This is a genomic window from Streptococcus fryi, from assembly GCF_053206505.1.
This window is the reverse complement of the sequence record NZ_JBRUGW010000039.1, coordinates 1-16,482: the sequence shown is the minus strand read 5'-3', so window position 1 is coordinate 16,482 and position 16,482 is coordinate 1. Positions and strand designations below refer to the sequence as shown.

Annotated in this window: 22 protein-coding genes and 1 pseudogene; 22 read left to right on the top strand and 1 reads right to left on the bottom strand. The window is 38.0% G+C overall.

Annotated elements, in window-relative coordinates; translation table 11 throughout:
- Window positions 1-93 precede the first annotated feature (93 nt).
- The 13 genes from ACVRZH_RS08840 (at window position 94) to ifs (ending at window position 9,404) form a co-directional block, all read left to right on the top strand.
- Window positions 94-417, top strand: coding sequence for a DNA/RNA non-specific endonuclease (locus ACVRZH_RS08840; protein WP_447454932.1), 324 nt, complete (start codon window positions 94-96; stop codon window positions 415-417).
- A gap of 1 nt (window position 418) precedes the next feature.
- Window positions 419-904 carry an immunity protein YezG family protein gene (locus ACVRZH_RS08835; protein ID WP_447454931.1) on the top strand — a complete coding sequence of 162 codons (486 nt, stop codon included), beginning with the start codon at window positions 419-421 and terminating at the stop codon, window positions 902-904.
- 95 nt (window positions 905-999) lie between these two features.
- Window positions 1,000-1,581 carry a hypothetical protein gene (locus tag ACVRZH_RS08830; protein WP_447454930.1) on the top strand — a complete coding sequence of 194 codons (582 nt, stop codon included), beginning with the start codon at window positions 1,000-1,002 and terminating at the stop codon, window positions 1,579-1,581.
- 11 nt (window positions 1,582-1,592) lie between these two features.
- Window positions 1,593-2,249, top strand: a complete 657-nt coding sequence (locus ACVRZH_RS08825) for a PoNe immunity protein domain-containing protein (protein ID WP_447454929.1) — start codon at window positions 1,593-1,595, stop codon at window positions 2,247-2,249.
- A gap of 144 nt (window positions 2,250-2,393) precedes the next feature.
- Window positions 2,394-2,603 (top strand): hypothetical protein, encoded by a 210-nt coding sequence (locus ACVRZH_RS08820; RefSeq protein WP_447454928.1) that lies wholly within the window; start codon window positions 2,394-2,396, stop codon window positions 2,601-2,603.
- A complete protein-coding gene (locus ACVRZH_RS08815) occupies window positions 2,600-4,504 on the top strand; it encodes a pre-toxin TG domain-containing protein (protein WP_447454927.1) in 1,905 nt (634 codons plus the stop codon). Before ACVRZH_RS08820 ends, ACVRZH_RS08815 begins: the two co-directional genes overlap by 4 nt.
- Window positions 4,501-4,839 (top strand): hypothetical protein, encoded by a 339-nt coding sequence (locus ACVRZH_RS08810; protein WP_447454926.1) that lies wholly within the window; start codon window positions 4,501-4,503, stop codon window positions 4,837-4,839. The genes ACVRZH_RS08815 and ACVRZH_RS08810 overlap by 4 nt, the downstream gene beginning before the upstream one ends.
- A gap of 263 nt (window positions 4,840-5,102) precedes the next feature.
- The gene (locus ACVRZH_RS08805; protein WP_447454925.1) at window positions 5,103-5,648 is read left to right on the top strand and encodes a hypothetical protein; all 546 of its coding nucleotides are present in this window, start codon (window positions 5,103-5,105) and stop codon (window positions 5,646-5,648) included.
- Between the two features lie 11 nt (window positions 5,649-5,659).
- Window positions 5,660-6,019, top strand: a complete 360-nt coding sequence (locus tag ACVRZH_RS08800; protein ID WP_447454924.1) for a DUF7957 family protein — start codon at window positions 5,660-5,662, stop codon at window positions 6,017-6,019.
- 241 nt (window positions 6,020-6,260) lie between these two features.
- Window positions 6,261-6,401, top strand: a complete 141-nt coding sequence (locus ACVRZH_RS08795; protein ID WP_447454923.1) for a hypothetical protein — start codon at window positions 6,261-6,263, stop codon at window positions 6,399-6,401.
- A 144-nt stretch (window positions 6,402-6,545) separates the two neighbouring features.
- A complete protein-coding gene (locus ACVRZH_RS08790; protein WP_447454922.1) occupies window positions 6,546-6,755 on the top strand; it encodes a hypothetical protein in 210 nt (69 codons plus the stop codon).
- Window positions 6,752-8,905, top strand: coding sequence for a hypothetical protein (locus ACVRZH_RS08785; protein ID WP_447454921.1), 2,154 nt, complete (start codon window positions 6,752-6,754; stop codon window positions 8,903-8,905). The genes ACVRZH_RS08790 and ACVRZH_RS08785 overlap by 4 nt, the downstream gene beginning before the upstream one ends.
- A 1-nt stretch (window position 8,906) precedes the next feature.
- The gene (gene ifs / locus ACVRZH_RS08780) at window positions 8,907-9,404 is read left to right on the top strand and encodes an NAD glycohydrolase toxin immunity factor (RefSeq protein WP_447454920.1); all 498 of its coding nucleotides are present in this window, start codon (window positions 8,907-8,909) and stop codon (window positions 9,402-9,404) included.
- Window positions 9,405-9,509: 105 nt separating this feature from the next.
- Here the strand turns inward: ifs and ACVRZH_RS08775 are convergent.
- Window positions 9,510-10,100, bottom strand: a pseudogene (locus ACVRZH_RS08775) (IS630 family transposase); the annotation flags it as partial.
- A gap of 14 nt (window positions 10,101-10,114) precedes the next feature.
- Between ACVRZH_RS08775 and ACVRZH_RS08770 the strand changes: the two are divergent.
- The 9 genes from ACVRZH_RS08770 (at window position 10,115) to ACVRZH_RS08730 (ending at window position 16,310) form a co-directional block, all read left to right on the top strand.
- On the top strand, window positions 10,115-11,524 hold the full coding sequence (locus tag ACVRZH_RS08770; protein WP_447454919.1) for a pre-toxin TG domain-containing protein: 1,410 nt from the start codon (window positions 10,115-10,117) through the stop codon (window positions 11,522-11,524).
- Between the two features lie 3 nt (window positions 11,525-11,527).
- On the top strand, window positions 11,528-11,893 hold the full coding sequence (locus ACVRZH_RS08765; protein ID WP_447454918.1) for an immunity 22 family protein: 366 nt from the start codon (window positions 11,528-11,530) through the stop codon (window positions 11,891-11,893).
- Between the two features lie 87 nt (window positions 11,894-11,980).
- Entirely contained in the window at window positions 11,981-12,208 is a 228-nt protein-coding gene (locus ACVRZH_RS08760) for a hypothetical protein (RefSeq protein ID WP_447454917.1), read from the top strand.
- Window positions 12,202-12,537 carry a DUF7957 family protein gene (locus ACVRZH_RS08755; RefSeq protein ID WP_447454916.1) on the top strand — a complete coding sequence of 112 codons (336 nt, stop codon included), beginning with the start codon at window positions 12,202-12,204 and terminating at the stop codon, window positions 12,535-12,537. The genes ACVRZH_RS08760 and ACVRZH_RS08755 overlap by 7 nt, the downstream gene beginning before the upstream one ends.
- A 540-nt stretch (window positions 12,538-13,077) precedes the next feature.
- Entirely contained in the window at window positions 13,078-14,442 is a 1,365-nt protein-coding gene (locus ACVRZH_RS08750) for a pre-toxin TG domain-containing protein (RefSeq protein ID WP_447454915.1), read from the top strand.
- Between the two features lie 12 nt (window positions 14,443-14,454).
- Window positions 14,455-14,721 carry a hypothetical protein gene (locus ACVRZH_RS08745; RefSeq protein ID WP_447454914.1) on the top strand — a complete coding sequence of 89 codons (267 nt, stop codon included), beginning with the start codon at window positions 14,455-14,457 and terminating at the stop codon, window positions 14,719-14,721.
- Between the two features lie 166 nt (window positions 14,722-14,887).
- A complete protein-coding gene (locus ACVRZH_RS08740; protein WP_447454913.1) occupies window positions 14,888-15,331 on the top strand; it encodes a YrhA family protein in 444 nt (147 codons plus the stop codon).
- 106 nt (window positions 15,332-15,437) lie between these two features.
- Window positions 15,438-15,815: a DNA/RNA non-specific endonuclease gene (locus ACVRZH_RS08735; protein WP_447454933.1), complete on the top strand. Its 378-nt coding sequence runs from the start codon at window positions 15,438-15,440 to the stop codon at window positions 15,813-15,815.
- Between the two features lie 6 nt (window positions 15,816-15,821).
- Window positions 15,822-16,310 (top strand): immunity protein YezG family protein, encoded by a 489-nt coding sequence (locus ACVRZH_RS08730; RefSeq protein WP_155964658.1) that lies wholly within the window; start codon window positions 15,822-15,824, stop codon window positions 16,308-16,310.
- Window positions 16,311-16,482: the final 172 nt, after the last annotated feature.

Below are 16,482 nucleotides of genomic sequence, written 5' to 3'. Positions count from 1 at the left end.
CTAGCAGAGTTTTCGCTCTGCTTTCCGCAATTATGGGATATAAAATCAAATTCGACAATATCACTTCTCTACAAACCAGAACACAAACGACCAATGGAACCCCGTTCGCGATACCATCTTCATGGGTTAGCGGATGATGATGGCGGTCATTTAATTGCTTCTATGTTTAAAGGTTCTGGTGATATAGATAACTTAGTTGCGATGAATAGTGATATTAATCGTAGTGGTGGAGTATGGTTCGATATGGAGCAATCATGGAAAGAAGCTTTAAGTGAAGTCCCACCTAAGAAAGTATCCGTTAGTATTGAACCGATATATGCAGAAGGTAGTTTGAGACCCACTGAATTTAAAGTTAGTTATCAAATTGAAGGTAAGCGTAGAGTGGAAACTATCATTCGTAATCAAGAAGGAGGTTAATATGTTTGCAGAAAAAGTTGAGTTGCTATACAGAGAAATAGCAGAATTAGTAAATAAAATGATTCCTACTGAATGGCAAGAATTTTATTTATGTGGAGATTTAGATGAGCAATGTTCTGGCAGTGTCTATTTCTTTTTTCGAACAAATAGTGAGAATTATACCTATTATCTAGATATACCATATGAATACACGATTGATGGGAAAGGTTTTGATTCGGACAAATTAGCATTATTTAGATTAGTGAGTCAATTAAAGTTACTAGCCATTGAAAATCAATTAGCTCCATGGTTTAAATTTATAATGATAGTCAATGGTGATGGCAATCTGAGAGTTTACTATGATTATATAAATTGGTTTGAGAGTCCATTTTCTACTAATGATTTAATGGATTATTTTGAATATAAATATGTAGGAAATAGTGAGCTAGCAAATAATAACAAAGTTCAAATGATTGAAAGATATATAGCTGATCATCAAAAATTTTAACCTTAGGCAGTAAACTTATCACACCAGTAGAGCAATTTGTCAAAGGTGCAGGAGATAAGAGCTTCGCTCGTCTAAAATCTCGCCATCATTTCTATATGACGAAAGAAGAGTTTATTGACCTCTTGAAAAAAGGTGATATTCCAGAGTATTTGGGCGTCCATTCCGTTGAGGATATTCTTAAGCAGCAAGACCTCATTGGCAGAGTAAACGATAATGTTGAAGAATTGATGACCAATATGCGTAAAGGTAACTATGGTGAGATGACAACCGATGAGGTTTTTCGTCAACAGGGCTATGAGCGTATCAGTTTGGCTATCACAGCTGACCTTGATAATGTGACACACCATGGTATTGATGGTGTTTACTATAACCCAGACGGTCATCCACCTTATATTATCGCTGAAGCTAAGTATGGTGGCTCGCGGTTGAGTTACCTCAAACAAAATGGTACTATAAAAACAGCTATTGACGAGTTTGGCAACCTGTTTAAGAGAAAGCAGATGGATGAAGAATGGATACGTGATAGGTTGAAAGATGCCGTTGGCTTAGAAGAATCTCTTAGAATTAGGGAAGAAATGAAGTTAGGTGGAGTTGGAAGTCAATTAGTCAATATTAAGCAAAATGGTGTCATCACAATTGATAATTTAGATAAGTTTGCGAATAAAATTAGGCCTTAGAGGAGCAAAGTATGTTGAGAGATAAAAATAAAGATTTCAATTTTTTTGACCATGTAAAAAGAATGTACACAAGTTATGTTTTGAGAAATGTAGAGAATACAAATAAAGTTTCGGAAGAATATCTTGCTACGCATTTTTTAGATATAGCTTTAGCGAAAGAGTCTCTTTTTAAGATATGTTATTCTTTGGGAGAAAATGTAGATACTATTTTTGAGTATTACAGGGAATCTTTAGGCTACTTTAAAGATTTAATTACAGGCAATTCCGACCCATATCGTATCATTGATTATTTTGCCTTGGGAGTCTTATATAGTGACAGAAAATCAGAATTTATAGATGATTTGAAAGTCTTGTATGATAATCTGGTTTATACGGATGACCTAATCGAGTATTATGCCGCTTATCTGTTCCATGACAAGATTGTTCCCTATCGTTCCGCCTTGGAATATCAAAATATGATTGGTGATGATTTTGAAAGCATTGAGAAGGCACAAGGTTTTTGGTATTATACCCATTCAGATGCCGCTTGGTATGGTTCACATGAAAGAGATAGCTATGAGGGTTACTGGTCTTTTGACACAGCGGCGACTTGTAAGATTAAGGGTATTTTTGATGAACGTTTGAAAGAGCTGGATTACTTCCCTTATGACTTGTTGGTGCAGGATTAGTCTTAGTTAGCAGAGCTTGTTTTTTAGCTCTGCTATTTTCTCAAAATCACCACAGTAGAACTTTCCTTCCAACAAACCCTTTCGCCGAAGCTCCAATCCCTGTCTCAAACCAAATACTATAACGGCGGTGAGGCTTCTAAGGCGATGGAACATTACGCTAAGATGCTTAACAAGGTCAATGAGGTTGGTGATTTGTACAGTCGAGCCAATAGTGAGGTTTTCTACCTGATGAATCAATGGCTGGAACAAGATGAGGTTCTGGCACAAAACTTCCGAGATAGTTTGCAGGTCGGTGGTCCCTTGGCTGATAATTTGAGGCAGCTGTTCCCACCAGAGGAAGAAGGTAGCCAATGACCAAAAACATTGAACTTCATCTTAACAAGTGGAGCAAGATGAAGGGGGCTTTAGGTTCAGTGACAGAGACTGGTTCAGGTGGCGGTTTTTCTGGCGGAAGCTATAGCTCTGTCGGAGGCCCAGCCCTGTCTTCTTACAGTGGTGTGGGTGGTAGTAACAGCTATGGGTTTGCGAATCGGGTCAAGTCTCTCATTGCGATTACAGAACAGGCTAAGCGTGCCATTAATGACCTTGATGTGGATGGTGTTATTGGCCATCCCACCTTCCACGATGACCACCTTAGTGCGATAACCCTGCAAAGTAAACTAACCGCCCTAGAGACTTATTCAGGTAGGGTTCATCAGTACCTGACAGATAAAATTGACCAGCCTTTCTATGAGAAGCTGGATAAGGTAGGAGACAGGTTAGAGGCTCTGACGATTGCCAGCTACAAAACCAGTAACCAGATTGGCTTCAAGAAGACCGAGGTTATCTATAGCGAAGCTGGTCAGTACATAGGCACACGAGAGGTTCTGGCCAAGGAAGTTGGCCTCAAGGAACTCTACCAGATTGATAACCCCTACAAGACTAGCCTTCAAGCCCAGTATGAGGCTTACAAATCTAGTGATGCCTACAAGGAGAGCAAACTGAGCGAAGAGGATTACCTGTTTGCCAGTCATCAGACTAGAGCCTTTACTTATCATTCCCTTAATGATGAGAAGGCTACCTTTGAGGGGGCTCGTGACCTAGCTTTAGGTTTGGGTGTTGTGATTCTCTCAATCTTCTGTCCACCAGCAGGAGCAGTTGCAGGCGTTGCTTTAGCGGCAGCGGATATGTATTCAGCTGCTTCAGGTAAGGACTGGATGACAGGTCGTGAGCTAGATGATGGTGAGCGTCTAATGCGTGGAGCCTTTGCCTTGTTTGACCTTGTGCCAGGTGTTGGTTACCTCAACGACCTGGCCAAGACAGGTAAGGTTGCTGGTATGGCAGGCATCAAGGCTAGTCTGAAAACCAGCTTCAAAGAAGGCATGGAGCAGGCGGCTAAGAATGTGGATAATTTCAAAGTTCTGCTCAAGAACGTGGATGATTTCGGGAAGCGGGTCGTCACTAAAATCGATGATTTTGGAAAACAACTTGACAATTTAGTGACTAATAAGGTATCATCACTAGCTGACAATGTTGCTGGTAAACTTCGTCATGCGGATGAGACACTCAGCACTGCAGCACAGAATTTCCGCCTCAACATTGGTTTAGAACCACAATTGATTGATGGCTTTATGCCAACTCCACCTCCAGGGAAGTTGTCTGGTTTAGCTGATAACATTCAAGCTTTTGCGAAGGGGTTGGAGGGAGGTTTAGATGAGAGTTCATCTACTTTTTCTTCTAAATGGCAAGAGATACTAAAAACTTTCCCAGAACCTGGATTAAATCAAAAAACAATTGATGATATTTTGAATATAAAAGTTAATATTGAGCACGGTGAATTTAGACCTCAACCTAGGCGTTATTTGACTCCAGAGTATATTGCCCAACATGCTAAGTTATTTGATGGTGGAGTTGCTGCATTTGCACGAGATGATTATTGGATTCAGCAAACGGGTTATTTTGGTCGTCCAGATGGAGCCTTTGTTTTTCCAAAAGATGTGGCAGAAGCTATGGTTGAGGAAGCTAATGGTGACCCACGAGTTCTAGAAAAATTATTAGGTTTAGACGAGGGAAGTTTAGGTGATAAGCCTATTATGATTCAGCCACGAGAGATTGAAAATTTAAGGATTCCAAGTGGAAATGAAGGAGGCTCTATGAACAATCCTCAATGGCGTCCAGGAGGGCTAACTTATCCTGGGGGTGTACCAGAATCTGTAATTGATAGAGTTTCTAAAGATAATATTGACATTATAGAAATTTGGAGGGATGAAAATTGAAAAAAATAAATACCAAGCAAGATGATGCTTTAGAAATATATGAGCTTGAAGGAAAGTATATTTTGAGGTATCCGACATTTAATATTACTATGCCAGAGGTTGAAAAAGAAATAACCAAAGAGGTAGTTGATAGTTATTTATTGGGTGAATATACGGGGGAAGAATTAATCTTTTTTGCGAATACGGGAGTTTGGAAATCGGATGTAAGTCAAGATGAATCAGATAGAAAATTCTTGAGAGAGCATCCTGAATTTATTTTTAATAATATTGAAGAAAATAGTAAACTTTTTTCAGAGCAAGAATTTCAAGAACTTTTGAGAAAAGGATCATCTTGATAAAAAGTAGGTAGCCTCTCGTTTCTTAGCTCTGCTATTTTTCCGAGATTCTAAAAAAGCCTTTGTATTAGAAAAGTTGATAGCTTCTGTTCAAGCGTATAGATGCTTTTGGGCAACAACTTGACCATCTCGCCAAGCGTGCAGTTATATCAGGAGCAGAGGAGTTAAGTGCAGCTTTACGGACAGCGGACAATGCCATTAGTGAGGCTGCACGTAACTTCCGTCTGAACATTGGTTTAGAACCACAGCTGATTGATGGAGCTATGCCAAACCCTCCAGGACAGTTATCTGACTTAGCAGACAGGCTTCAAACCTTTGCGAAGAATTTGGAGGGAAGTTTGGATGAGAGGCGTGAATATTTAGATAATATAGCAATAGATGAAAGAATAGGTAGTCTTGGACAGGATATCATTGTAAAAGAGTCTGTCCCCTCGGAAGAGGTAAATACTTGGTGGGCGATGCAAGGCTACACTGAACCTCCGTATACCCCAAAAACCAGTGTTCAACTAATAGAATTAGTTAACGACACAAAGTTTGTAAGGGTTTATGATGGTGAAAATTCAGCTCTTTATGGTGGATGGCTAATGAAAGCAGAAGATATTAATGGATTATCCTCTAGTCAGATACAAGAAAAATTTGCCTTGCCTCATACCCCGATATACATCGGTGAAGTAACTATTCCTAAAGGCAGTAGATTAAGAATGGGAGAAGTTAATCCACTCTTTGGTTATCAAGGTGGAGGAGTGCAGTTTGACTTAATGGGACAGTATATTGGAGAGTTTAAAGAGTTAGGGAAGATTGTAAATTGAGGTAAATAAAAATGAGTAATGTAGGTATTAATAAAAATATTGTTAACATTAATGGAAATGATTTGATTTTCAAATATGATATCGCACAAATGATACCGATTAAAGATTTAATGATTATAAGGTTAAATATTCCAACGTCTAGTTCAATTAAGATTGAGGATCTTAATAATATATACTGTGTAGATAATAAAGCACAAATAAGGTGGCAAATAAAAAATTTAACAGCTAGAGCTAATCCAGAGTATAAGATTTCGCCTATAGTATTACTAAATTATACTAATAATATTTTACAAGCTACAGACTTTATGGGAAGGAGATATGTCATTAATATTGAGACAGGTGAAATGTATATAAAAGATGTATTGAAGTAAGTAACATTATCGAAAATGGAAGCTAGGTTACGATTAAAATGACATTGCTACAATAGATAAAGACAGATAAAGGAGAAATCACGGTCATATTGTTCATAAAGATCAAGTAAATGATTACTTACGGTCTGACGAGCAACTGATTGATGTTAATTTACAGCGTTTTTTGCTGAGAGAAAATACATGCAGTTTAAAGGAATTAGAATCCTTATTTCAGTCATTTGATAGAGAACACCCAATTGAAATGTGGTTGATTCATGATAAAGGCACTAATAGTCTTGATGTTAAGTACAGCCATGAAGGTTGCTATGCTAAGGATGAAGAATTACTTCCGCGCTTAGAGTTTGATAAATGGTTTGAGGAAGTGAAACAAAATCGTTTTTAGTCTTAGTTAGCAGAGCTTGTTTTTTAGCTCTGCTATTTTCTCAAAATCACCACAGTAGAACTTTCCTTCCAACAACCCCTTTCGCCGAAGCTCCAAGCCCTGTCTCAAACCAAATACTATGACGGCGGTGAAGCTTCTAAGGCGATGGCGCACTATGCTAAGATGCTTAACAAGGTCAATGAGGTTGGTGATTTGTACGGTCGAGCCAATGGTGAGGTTTTCTACCTCATGAATCAATGGCTGGAACAAGATGAGGTTCTGGCACAGAACTTCCGAGATAGTTTGCAGGGCGGTGGTCCCTTGGCTGATAATTTGAGGCAGTTGTTCCCACCAGAGGAAGGAGGTAGCCAATGACGAAAAACGTTGAACTTCATCTCCACAAGTGGAGCAAAATGAAGGGTGCTTTAGGCTCTGTTACTGAGACGGGCTCCGGTGGTGGTTTTAGTGGTGGCAGTTACAGCAGCTGGGGCGGTCCAGCCATGTCCTCCTATAGTGGCATTGGCGGCAGCAACAGTCAGGGCTTTGCGAATCGGATCAAGTCACTGGTTGAGATTACGGAAAAGGCCAAGCGTGCCATCAGTGAGCTGGATGTAGACGGAGCTATTGGCAACCTTCACTTTCATGATGACCATGTGACGGCGATTACCTTGCAGTCTAAACTGACCGCTTTAGAGACCTATGCCGGTAAGGTGCAAGAGTACCTGAAGGATAAAATTGACCGTCCTTTCTATGAGAAGCTGGATAAGGTTGGGGACAGGTTAGAGGCTCTGACGATTGCCAGCTACAAAACCAGTAACCAGATTGGCTTCAAGAAGACCGAGGTTATCTATAGCGAAGCTGGCCAGTACATGGGTACTCGGGAAGTCTTGGCCAAAGAAGTTGGTCTCAAGGAACTTTATCAGGTTGACAATCCTTATAAGACACGTCTCCAAGCCATGTATGACTCCTATAAGTCTAGCGATGACTATAAAGAGAGCAAGCTGACCGAAGAGGATTACCTGTTTGCCAGCCATCAGACCCGAGCCTTCACCTACCATTCCCTCACTGATGAGAAAGCAGCCTTTGAGGGGGTACGAGACTTGGTTTTGGGAGCAGGAGTTGTTATTCTGACCATCTTCTGTCCCCCCGCAGGAGCTGCGGCTGGCTTTGCCTTGGCATCTGCGGATATGTATTCAGCTGTTTCTGGCAAGGACTGGGGAACAGGTCGTGAGCTAGATGATGGTGAGCATCTAATGCGTGGAGCCTTTGCCTTGTTTGACCTTGTGCCAGGTGTTGGTTACCTCAACGAGCTGGCCAAGACAGGTAAGGTTGCTGGTATGGCAGGCATCAAGGCTAGTCTGAAAACCAGCTTCAAAGAAGGCATGGAGCAGGCGGCTAAGAATGTGGATAATTTCAAAGTTCTGCTCAAGAATGTGGATGATTTCGGGAAGCGGGTCGTCACTAAAATCGATGATTTTGGGAAACAATTTGACCATCTGGCCAATCGTGCAGTCATATCAGGAGCAGAGGAGTTAAGTGCAGCTTTACGGACAGCGGACAATGCCATTAGTGAGGCGGCTCGTAACTTCCGTCTTAACATTGGTTTAGAACCACAGCTGATTGATGGAGCTATGCCAAACCCTCCAGGACAGTTATCTGACTTAGCAGACAGGCTTCAAACCTTTGCGAAGAATTTGGAGGATGTGGTTGAAGATAGCGGGAAATTTACGCTAAATGATAAAACATTAGTTTTATTTGAACAGAATATTCAAAAGTATGTTGATGAGGCTATAGAGCTATTTAATGAAGAATTAAAAGTAAATACTTGGGTATCGGTGTATCAAGCAGATGAATTTGTAAAGACAATTGATCAGTATGCAGAGGAAGCTATTAAAAATGGAGCGATAGCAACTAAAAAAGATTTTTATAAAATGTATATAAGTAAGAACTATCAGTATTTAGATGGTTTTATTGATAAATTGAAGAAGCCTTATTTAGAAACGGGTGCCTCATCAATTGTTAATGGACAAGATATTCAGAGAGCACTTGAGCAATTTGGAACTATTGGTCGTGGGGAGTCAGGAAATTTTACAACTAGTATTTTAGAGGATTCAAAACTAATTTTTGATCAAGAAGGAAATTTAAAATCTTCAGATGTGTTAGAAACAATTAAAGGTGTTGATGAAGGAAAGTATGCGACTGGTGCATTCCAATATGATTATAGTCCCGATTTAGTTTCCTTTTTTGATAATATTGATGAAATACGAGTCGTTAGTGGAGATACTACAGGCGCTTCTCTTTTAAATATTCCTGGATCTAAAACTTGGGCAGGTAAAAATATCTCTTTATCACAGTCTGAACTGATGATGCCTTCTATAGATGTGAGTGGATTGGATATCGAAGAAGTTTATCATAGCCTAGCTTTGTCTGGAATTTATACTATTAACAATCCTACTATAATATTAAAAGATGGAACAAGGATGGTTGCTGAAGGGCAATTTACAATTAGAAAATTAGGAGGTTAGTATGCCAATTGAAATTTTTGATAATGATGTCGATAGTAGGCGTAGGAAGCTGTATTTGAAAGCACGATTAGAAAAAAAGCTTGAGAAGTTGTTTTTAGGAGACGGCGAATATCTTATCAATTCTAGAGATTCTTATTTTAATGACATAACTGATATAGTTGTACTAATTGAAAGATGTTTATATCCTCTATTCTTAATGGGAGATAAGGATATTGTTGATGAAGTGACTGATATTTTACAAGATTTTTCTAAATCTGACAATATTATAAAGCTACATCAAGTAGTGTCATTTATTAATTATCAGAAGGAAAGTATACTATTCCCAAAAGAATTTGCTTTTTATATTGATTTTAATGTGATGTTACCAGATTTAGTACACGCGATTAATAGTATTGATAAACAAAAGCTTGAAACGGTTCTTGAAAAAAATATATATGAGTTTGTTTTGAACATGTCTAAAGTTACTCCGATGATACAACAATATTTTAATAGTCTATAGTTTTATGTAGTTGTTTTCATTCAAGTAACGTTCAGAAGCGTTAAGTGCAGCTTTACGGACAGCGGATAATGCCATTAGTGCTGCAGCACAATTTCCGCCTTATACTCATTTGATTTCAAAATCTGAACAAATCCATTTTCTATGGACAATACTTTTTAGAGTTTCACTATCTAACCCTTGAATGATTTCTTGGAGCTTATCAATGATTGATTCCAATGTTTGAAAGGCTCTGTTCTTAAATCCGCGCTTGCGGATTTCTGCCCAAACTTGTTCAATTGGATTCATCTCTGGGGTATATGGTGGTATAAACGCAAATTCAATATTATCAGGTATTTCAAGTGCCTGAGATTTATGCCAAATGGCATTGTCCATGACTAAAATGATGTAGTCATTGGGATAAGCTTTTGATAGTTGACGTAAAAATTCATTCATCCAAGCGGTATTACAACCACCAGCTATTATGAAGAAAGATTCCCCTGTATGTGCATCTACCGCACCATAGCAGTAGCGACATTCTCGGATGTGATGGCTTGAGATATTCGGACGATAGTTTTTAGGACTCCAACATGTCCCCAGTTTACTAATCCGACCAAACCCTGCCTCATCTTGATACATAAGACGGGTTTGCTTATAGGCATTTTGTTCAAGAAATCGCTTACTTGATTTTTCCTTGTACAAAGATTTTATTTTTTGACGCTAAACAAGAGTACTTGAAGGATAAGATTGACCAGCCTTTCTATGAGAAGCTGGATAAGGTAGGAGACAGGTTAGAGGCTCTGAATATAGCTAGCTACAAAACCAGTAACCAGATTGGCTTCAAGAAGGCCGAGGTCATCTATAGCGAAGCTGGTCAGTACATGGGCACACGAGAGGTTCTGGCCAAGGCAGTTGGTCTCAAGGAACTCTACCAGATTGATAACCCCTACAAGACTAGCCTTCAAGCCCAGTATGAGGCTTACAAATCTAGTGATGCCTACAAGGAGAGCCAACTGAGCGAAGAGGATTACCTGTTTGCCAGCCATCAGACCCGAGCCTTCACCTACCATTCCCTCACTGATGAGAAAGCAGCCTTTGAGAGGGGACGAGACTTGGTTTTGGGAGCAGGAGTTGTTATTCTGACCATCTTCTGTCCCCCCGCAGGAGCAGTTGCAGGCGTTGCTTTAGCGGCAGCGGATATGTATTCAGCTGCTTCAGGTAAGGACTGGATGACAGGTCGTGAGCTAGATGATGGTGAGCGTCTAATGCGTGGAGCCTTTGCCTTGTTTGACCTTGTGCCAGGTGTTGGTTACCTCAACGACCTGGCCAAGACAGGTAAGGTTGCTGGTATGGCAGGCATCAAGGCTAGTCTGAAAACCAGCTTCAAAGAAGGTATGGAGCAGGCGGCTAAGAATGTCGATAATTTCAAGACTGTGCTCAAGAATGTCGATGACTTTGGGAAGAGGGTTGTCACTAAAATCGATGATTTTGGGAAACAACTTGACAATTTAGTGACTAATAAGGTATCATCACTAGCTGACAATGTTGCTGGTAAACTTCGCCATGCGGATGAGACCATTAGTGCTGCAGCACAGAATTTCCGCCTTAACATTGGTTTAGAACCACAATTGATTGATGGCTTTATGCCAACTCCTCCTCCAGGGAAGTTGTCTGGTTTAGCTGATAACATTCAAGCTTTTGCGAAGAGTTTGGATGGCAGTGTGGATGAGGTAGTTATCCCTTCGGTAAGAGATGGTGAATTTAATAAGTGGTTTGACAGTCTAACTTCAGAGGAATTTATAAAGTTATGGGATAATCCTCAAATAAGGAAAATCATAGAAGATAGAATCCGCAAACCAGGAGGTTACCATGAATGGCATTTAGTTTCTAGGACACCAAAATTTAAAAGTTGGGGTGTTTCGATGGACGATATAAAAGAGATGAGAACTTTGACTATAGATGTAGAGTTCATAAATCCTCCTGGTCGTCATGGAGGACGAGGATCAACTAAAGCTCATAACGAAATTTTAAAAATTATTGATTCTGCGAGCACATATGAGGATTTTGTAGTTGAGTTAAATGAGTGGGCGAAACGACGTATGAAAAACGGTATCTTAGACTTGCCAATAGGATTAAGGAGATAGGAGATGCAAACAGTAACATTATGGCTTGGAAATTTTCAGTCTGCTGAAGATTTAAAAAAATATTTGTATGTTGGATATACTGACGATGGAGACAGTATTGACTCCAATTTTGAGAAAGATTTTCATCTAGATTTTTATGATAGAGATTTAATAGAAAGTGACTGGATTGAAAACAAAGAAGTAGCATTATCTGTTTTACTTGAAGGATTTTCATATGATAATCAGATAATACAGCAGTTTTTAGAAACAGGAAGAGAGTACAATACCATAATATTGATATATGATTACTCCTATGATAAACGAATATTAAGAAAAGAAACGGATGATTTTTTTCTTGAATTGATTGGAACTGCCTCATATGAAGTCTAGATAATAAAGTAAAGTAGCCTCTGTAGCTGATAATCTAGCTGGTACACTCCGCCATGCCGATAACACCCTCAGCTTGGAGGTTGGCTGATGAATTTAGATGATATAAAAGGACTGACACCTGAAGAAATTAGAGACTTATATGCACTGCCTGCGACCCCAAAGTATATAACAGATGTTGTATTAGAACCTGGGACTACTTTGAGAACTGGCATTGTAAATCCATTAGAAGGATGGGGAAATGGCGGGGCGCGACAATTTGATTTAATGGGACAAAGAACAGGTCAATTTATAAATGAAAGGATAATAGAATGGTAGAGTTTCAGAAAAAAATATTATATATTAATCAGCATAAAATAAAAATTTTTGATTTTAATATAAGAACTATAATAGAATTAGAAGATTTTATAATCGTTTTGTTGGAAATTCCTTTTGAAAATAACGTGGAAAAAAATAATATTTTAGCTGTTAATTATAACGGTGAGGTAGTCTGGACATTAAATAATATTGGTTACGCAAAACATATTTATCCAATAGAACACATTAATTTGGTTGACGAAGTTCTTTATGCAACTGATTTTTATGGTCGACGATTAAAGATTTCAGTAAATACAGGAGAAATTAAGGAGTTTTCAATTTCTAAGTAATTGGAAAAGAAGATTGACCAGTCTTTCTATCAAAAGTTGGACAAGTTGGAAGTCAATTAGTCAATATTAAGCAAAATGGTATCATCACAATTGATAATTTAGATAAGTTTGCGAATAAAATTAGACCGTAAGGAGTAGAGATGATTAGAGATAAACAAAAAAATAAAGAGTATTTTGTAAACATAAAAAAATATACTCTAATTATTTAGATGAGGAAGAAAAAGAAACTTAGAATATTTTACCAGAGTATTTGGCATTACATTATTTAACATTGGCTTTTAAGAAAGAGTCCCTTTTTAAGATATGTTATTCTCTTGGAGAAAATGTAGATACTATTTTTGAGTATTAAAGGAACTCTACCAGATTGATAACCCATACAAAACTAGCCTTCAAGCCCAGTATGAGGCTTACAGGTCTAGTGATGTCTACAAGGAGAGCAAACTGAGCGAAGAGGATTACCTGTTCGTCAGCCATCAGACCCGAGCCTTCACCTACCATTCCCTTAATGATGAGAAAGCATCCTTTGAGGGGGTACGAGACTTGGTTTTGGGAGCAGGAGTTGTTATTCTGACCATCTTCTGTCCCCCCGCAGGAGCTGCGGCTGGCTTTGCCTTGGCATCTGCGGATATGTATTCAGCCATTTCTGGCAAGGACTGGGGAACAGGTCGTGAGCTAGACGATGGCGAGCGTCTGATGCGTGGTGCCTTTGCCCTGTTTGATGTCATCCCAGGTGTAGGTTATATCGCTGACTTAGGCAAGACAGGCAAGGTCGCAGGCTTTGCAGGTATCAAGGCTAGCCTCAAGACTAGCTTTAACGAAGGCATGGAACAGGCTGCGAAGAATGCGGATAACTTCAAGCTCGTGCTCAAGCATGTGGATGATTTTGGGAAGAGGGTTGTTCGCCAGGTTGATGGTTATGGCAAGCAATTAACAACATTTGGTCTTGATTTAGTGGATGAAACCGTCCTAGGCTTATCTAAGGCTGCTCAAGAAGGTCTTGAGAGAGCCAAAGCTTTTTCGTTAAATCGTCCTACTTTTGGCATAGGTGTAGATGCAGTGACTGGTCAACGCATCATGATGGTTGATGTTGTGGAAACAACAGTTGGGGATACTCATTTTGGTAGTAAGTTTCTCAACTCAGCTGAAGATATCTTAAAAAATATAGAATCTGAAAGTTTGATTAGACTGAAAAATAGAGAATTTTCTATTCCAAAAGTAATTAATAATTCTGACGATTATAAGCAGTTTGTTTCAAAAGTTGCAGAAACTAAATACTTATCATTAGAAGAGCAAGTTGAACAGCTTCAAAAAGCTTTCCAAAAAGTTATTGATAAGACAGATATTAACGTTCCAATAGATGCTAAGTATGTCAAAAAAGTTATGCCTGAAGGATGGGTGGATTATTATTGGCCTGATAAAATGGGTTTTCAAGATGGAACTATTCAAGGTATTACGAAGCAGACTGGTTTACCAGAAATGTGGGATAGATTTGGTTCAATGTACGGTGCTAATTTTTCTGATATTCCAGAAAGTGGAGTTTATACTTATAGTCAGCGTTCAATACCATATGTAGAGAATCCGTCAGCTTACCATAGTGGTGTGTTCAATAAATCAAGTTATTTTGATAAGATTGATGCTATTGCTGATGGAAATTTAGAAAAATTGAATTTAATTTTAGAATCAGAGGGATTAGGCTCTTTAACTGATTTTGAATTTAATGATTATGTCTCCAATTATAATAGGAATATAAAAAATATTCAGTCTGCATTGGGAGGCGATATAGAATACTACAAGTATGGTGTTCATGGAAAAGCTGCTCCATGGGAAGAATTAGTTGGAGGGGCTGAACAGATAGTTCCGCCATTTAATGGGATGGATATGATCAATTTAGGGATTATTAATTAGAGAGGATTGGATATGGATATTTCAATAGAAGTATTGCAAAAACAGCTTCCAATAGAGAGAAAACTTTGTATTGGAGATAGTAATTTGCCATTTGCCTTGGGTTATAAATTCGATGAAATTAATCAAATTTGGCATATCTATGAAAATGATGAAAAAGGTAAACAGATGATTCGATATAATAGTAAATCAGAGGAGGAAATTGCAGATATCTTTTATCAAGTGGTTCAACTAGAGATAAAAAAATTTAAGAAGTATCTAGAGTGGAATAAAAAAGAGTAGTTTCCAGAGACTCATATTTCTTCATTCAGAATAAAAGAAACCATATCATAAAGTTATTACTAACTATCAAAAGGAAATGACAAAGGGAATGTTACCAGGTGATGTTATAGAAATACCTTGACCAATAATTGGTAACAATATCTATAATTAACTCAAAGGAGTATTTATGTGGAAACAATTAATTGAAGAGATACGTCAAATAGAATTAACATATGATGAAAGATTAAATGCTCCTATTTCATCTCTTTCTTTTGATGTGTCACCAACTGTAAAATCAAAAGAAATAAAAGATTTTTTGAAAAATGATTATTTAAATTTTTTGTCTATAGCTAATGGCATAGATTTCAATGGATGTTTATTATATGGTATAGCATCAGTCCGAGGGAACTCTGAAAAAGTCTATGATATTTTTGAAATGAATGAGATTTGGCATGAAGTTGAAGAGCACAGACGATATTTCTTTTTTGGAGAAAGTAATATGAGTTGGTTTGTGTTCTCTTTAATAGACAGCAAATTTTATGAATTAGATATACCCTCAGGTGATATTGTTGAAATTTACGAAGATTTTAACTCAATTTTGGATAATTTTTTTGAACAAGCTATGCAATAGAAAATTAGAGTTAATAAAGCTTGTTCTTAGCTCTGCTATTTTCTCAAAATCACCACAGTAGAACTTTCCTTCCAACAACCCCTTTCGCCGAAGCTCCAATGACAGAATTGTTTCTGTAGAAGCAGATGAGTTGGTTTTAGATAAAGCGACTCGTAATCTTTACAGTCAGAGAACAGTTGGCGGTGCAGACAGGCTAGCAGACGATGATGGAGGGCACTTAATTGCTTCTATGTTTAAAGGCTCTGGTGATATCGATAACTTAGTCGCCATGCATAAAGATATAAATCGTAGTGGTGGAGTATGGTTCGATATGGAGCAATCATGGAAAGAAGCTTTAAGTGAAGTCCCACCGAAAAAGGTGTCTGTTAATATTGAACCAATATACGCAAATGGTGGACTGAGACCTACTGAATTTAAGGTAAGATACTATATTGAAGGGAATGACCCTATGGTAAGGAGAATTATAAATCAACCGGGAGGCTAAAGTACAATGAGTAGTACAGAACAAAAGATTCAAGAAAAAATAATTGAAATTTTAAAGAGTGTTGACCAAACCATTCCAGTAGATTGGACAGAAGTTTATATAAATATTGAGATGTCTGAGGACGGTGGTGGTGTCTTTTTTGATTTTAAACCTAAAAATTCATCGTCATTTCACTATAGTGTTCTAATTCCTGAAGATTTTAATGTAGATAATAAATACGTTGAAAAATTATTGGATGAACAATTTGAGTTGGGATATGAATTATGGAAAATATTTAATGATAATGACTTGCCAGCTTGGTCTTCAGTAGTTATTTCGTATGTAAATCAGAAATTGAGTACAAACTTTGATTACGCTTCATGGGGGACTTCTGAATTTAGTCCTACGGATAGACGGAATTTTTATAAATATAAATATTTAAAAGTTCCCCCTAGAAGTACTCAGGAAAAAGAACTGTTTAATGAAATGGAACAGTTTCAAAAAGAGAACAATTGATAATCTAAAACTTAGAGTGGAAGCTCCCCCTAAAAAGGTGTCTGTTATAGTCCTTTAGTTTTTTTTTAGTATTTGTTATACTATACTTATGAAAAGTTACGGAATAGACTTTAGAAAACGAGTTATTGCTTATGTAGAGGCTGGTCATTCCAAAAAAAGAAACGTGTCAGTT

Coding starts and splice junctions, on each gene's coding strand:
- ACVRZH_RS08760 (WP_447454917.1), top strand. CDS start 11,981: ATGAATTTAGATGATATAAAAGGACTGACACCTGAAGAAATTAGAGAC.
- ACVRZH_RS08785 (WP_447454921.1), top strand. CDS start 6,752: ATGACGAAAAACGTTGAACTTCATCTCCACAAGTGGAGCAAAATGAAG.
- ACVRZH_RS08790 (WP_447454922.1), top strand. CDS start 6,546: ATGGCGCACTATGCTAAGATGCTTAACAAGGTCAATGAGGTTGGTGAT.
- ACVRZH_RS08830 (WP_447454930.1), top strand. CDS start 1,000: ATGACGAAAGAAGAGTTTATTGACCTCTTGAAAAAAGGTGATATTCCA.
- ACVRZH_RS08795 (WP_447454923.1), top strand. CDS start 6,261: ATGTGGTTGATTCATGATAAAGGCACTAATAGTCTTGATGTTAAGTAC.
- ACVRZH_RS08740 (WP_447454913.1), top strand. CDS start 14,888: ATGTGGAAACAATTAATTGAAGAGATACGTCAAATAGAATTAACATAT.
- ACVRZH_RS08765 (WP_447454918.1), top strand. CDS start 11,528: ATGCAAACAGTAACATTATGGCTTGGAAATTTTCAGTCTGCTGAAGAT.
- ACVRZH_RS08745 (WP_447454914.1), top strand. CDS start 14,455: ATGGATATTTCAATAGAAGTATTGCAAAAACAGCTTCCAATAGAGAGA.
- ifs (WP_447454920.1), top strand. CDS start 8,907: ATGCCAATTGAAATTTTTGATAATGATGTCGATAGTAGGCGTAGGAAG.
- ACVRZH_RS08800 (WP_447454924.1), top strand. CDS start 5,660: ATGAGTAATGTAGGTATTAATAAAAATATTGTTAACATTAATGGAAAT.
- ACVRZH_RS08835 (WP_447454931.1), top strand. CDS start 419: ATGTTTGCAGAAAAAGTTGAGTTGCTATACAGAGAAATAGCAGAATTA.
- ACVRZH_RS08840 (WP_447454932.1), top strand. CDS start 94: ATGGAACCCCGTTCGCGATACCATCTTCATGGGTTAGCGGATGATGAT.
- ACVRZH_RS08815 (WP_447454927.1), top strand. CDS start 2,600: ATGACCAAAAACATTGAACTTCATCTTAACAAGTGGAGCAAGATGAAG.
- ACVRZH_RS08825 (WP_447454929.1), top strand. CDS start 1,593: ATGTTGAGAGATAAAAATAAAGATTTCAATTTTTTTGACCATGTAAAA.
- ACVRZH_RS08820 (WP_447454928.1), top strand. CDS start 2,394: ATGGAACATTACGCTAAGATGCTTAACAAGGTCAATGAGGTTGGTGAT.
- ACVRZH_RS08755 (WP_447454916.1), top strand. CDS start 12,202: ATGGTAGAGTTTCAGAAAAAAATATTATATATTAATCAGCATAAAATA.
- ACVRZH_RS08805 (WP_447454925.1), top strand. CDS start 5,103: ATGCCAAACCCTCCAGGACAGTTATCTGACTTAGCAGACAGGCTTCAA.
- ACVRZH_RS08730 (WP_155964658.1), top strand. CDS start 15,822: ATGAGTAGTACAGAACAAAAGATTCAAGAAAAAATAATTGAAATTTTA.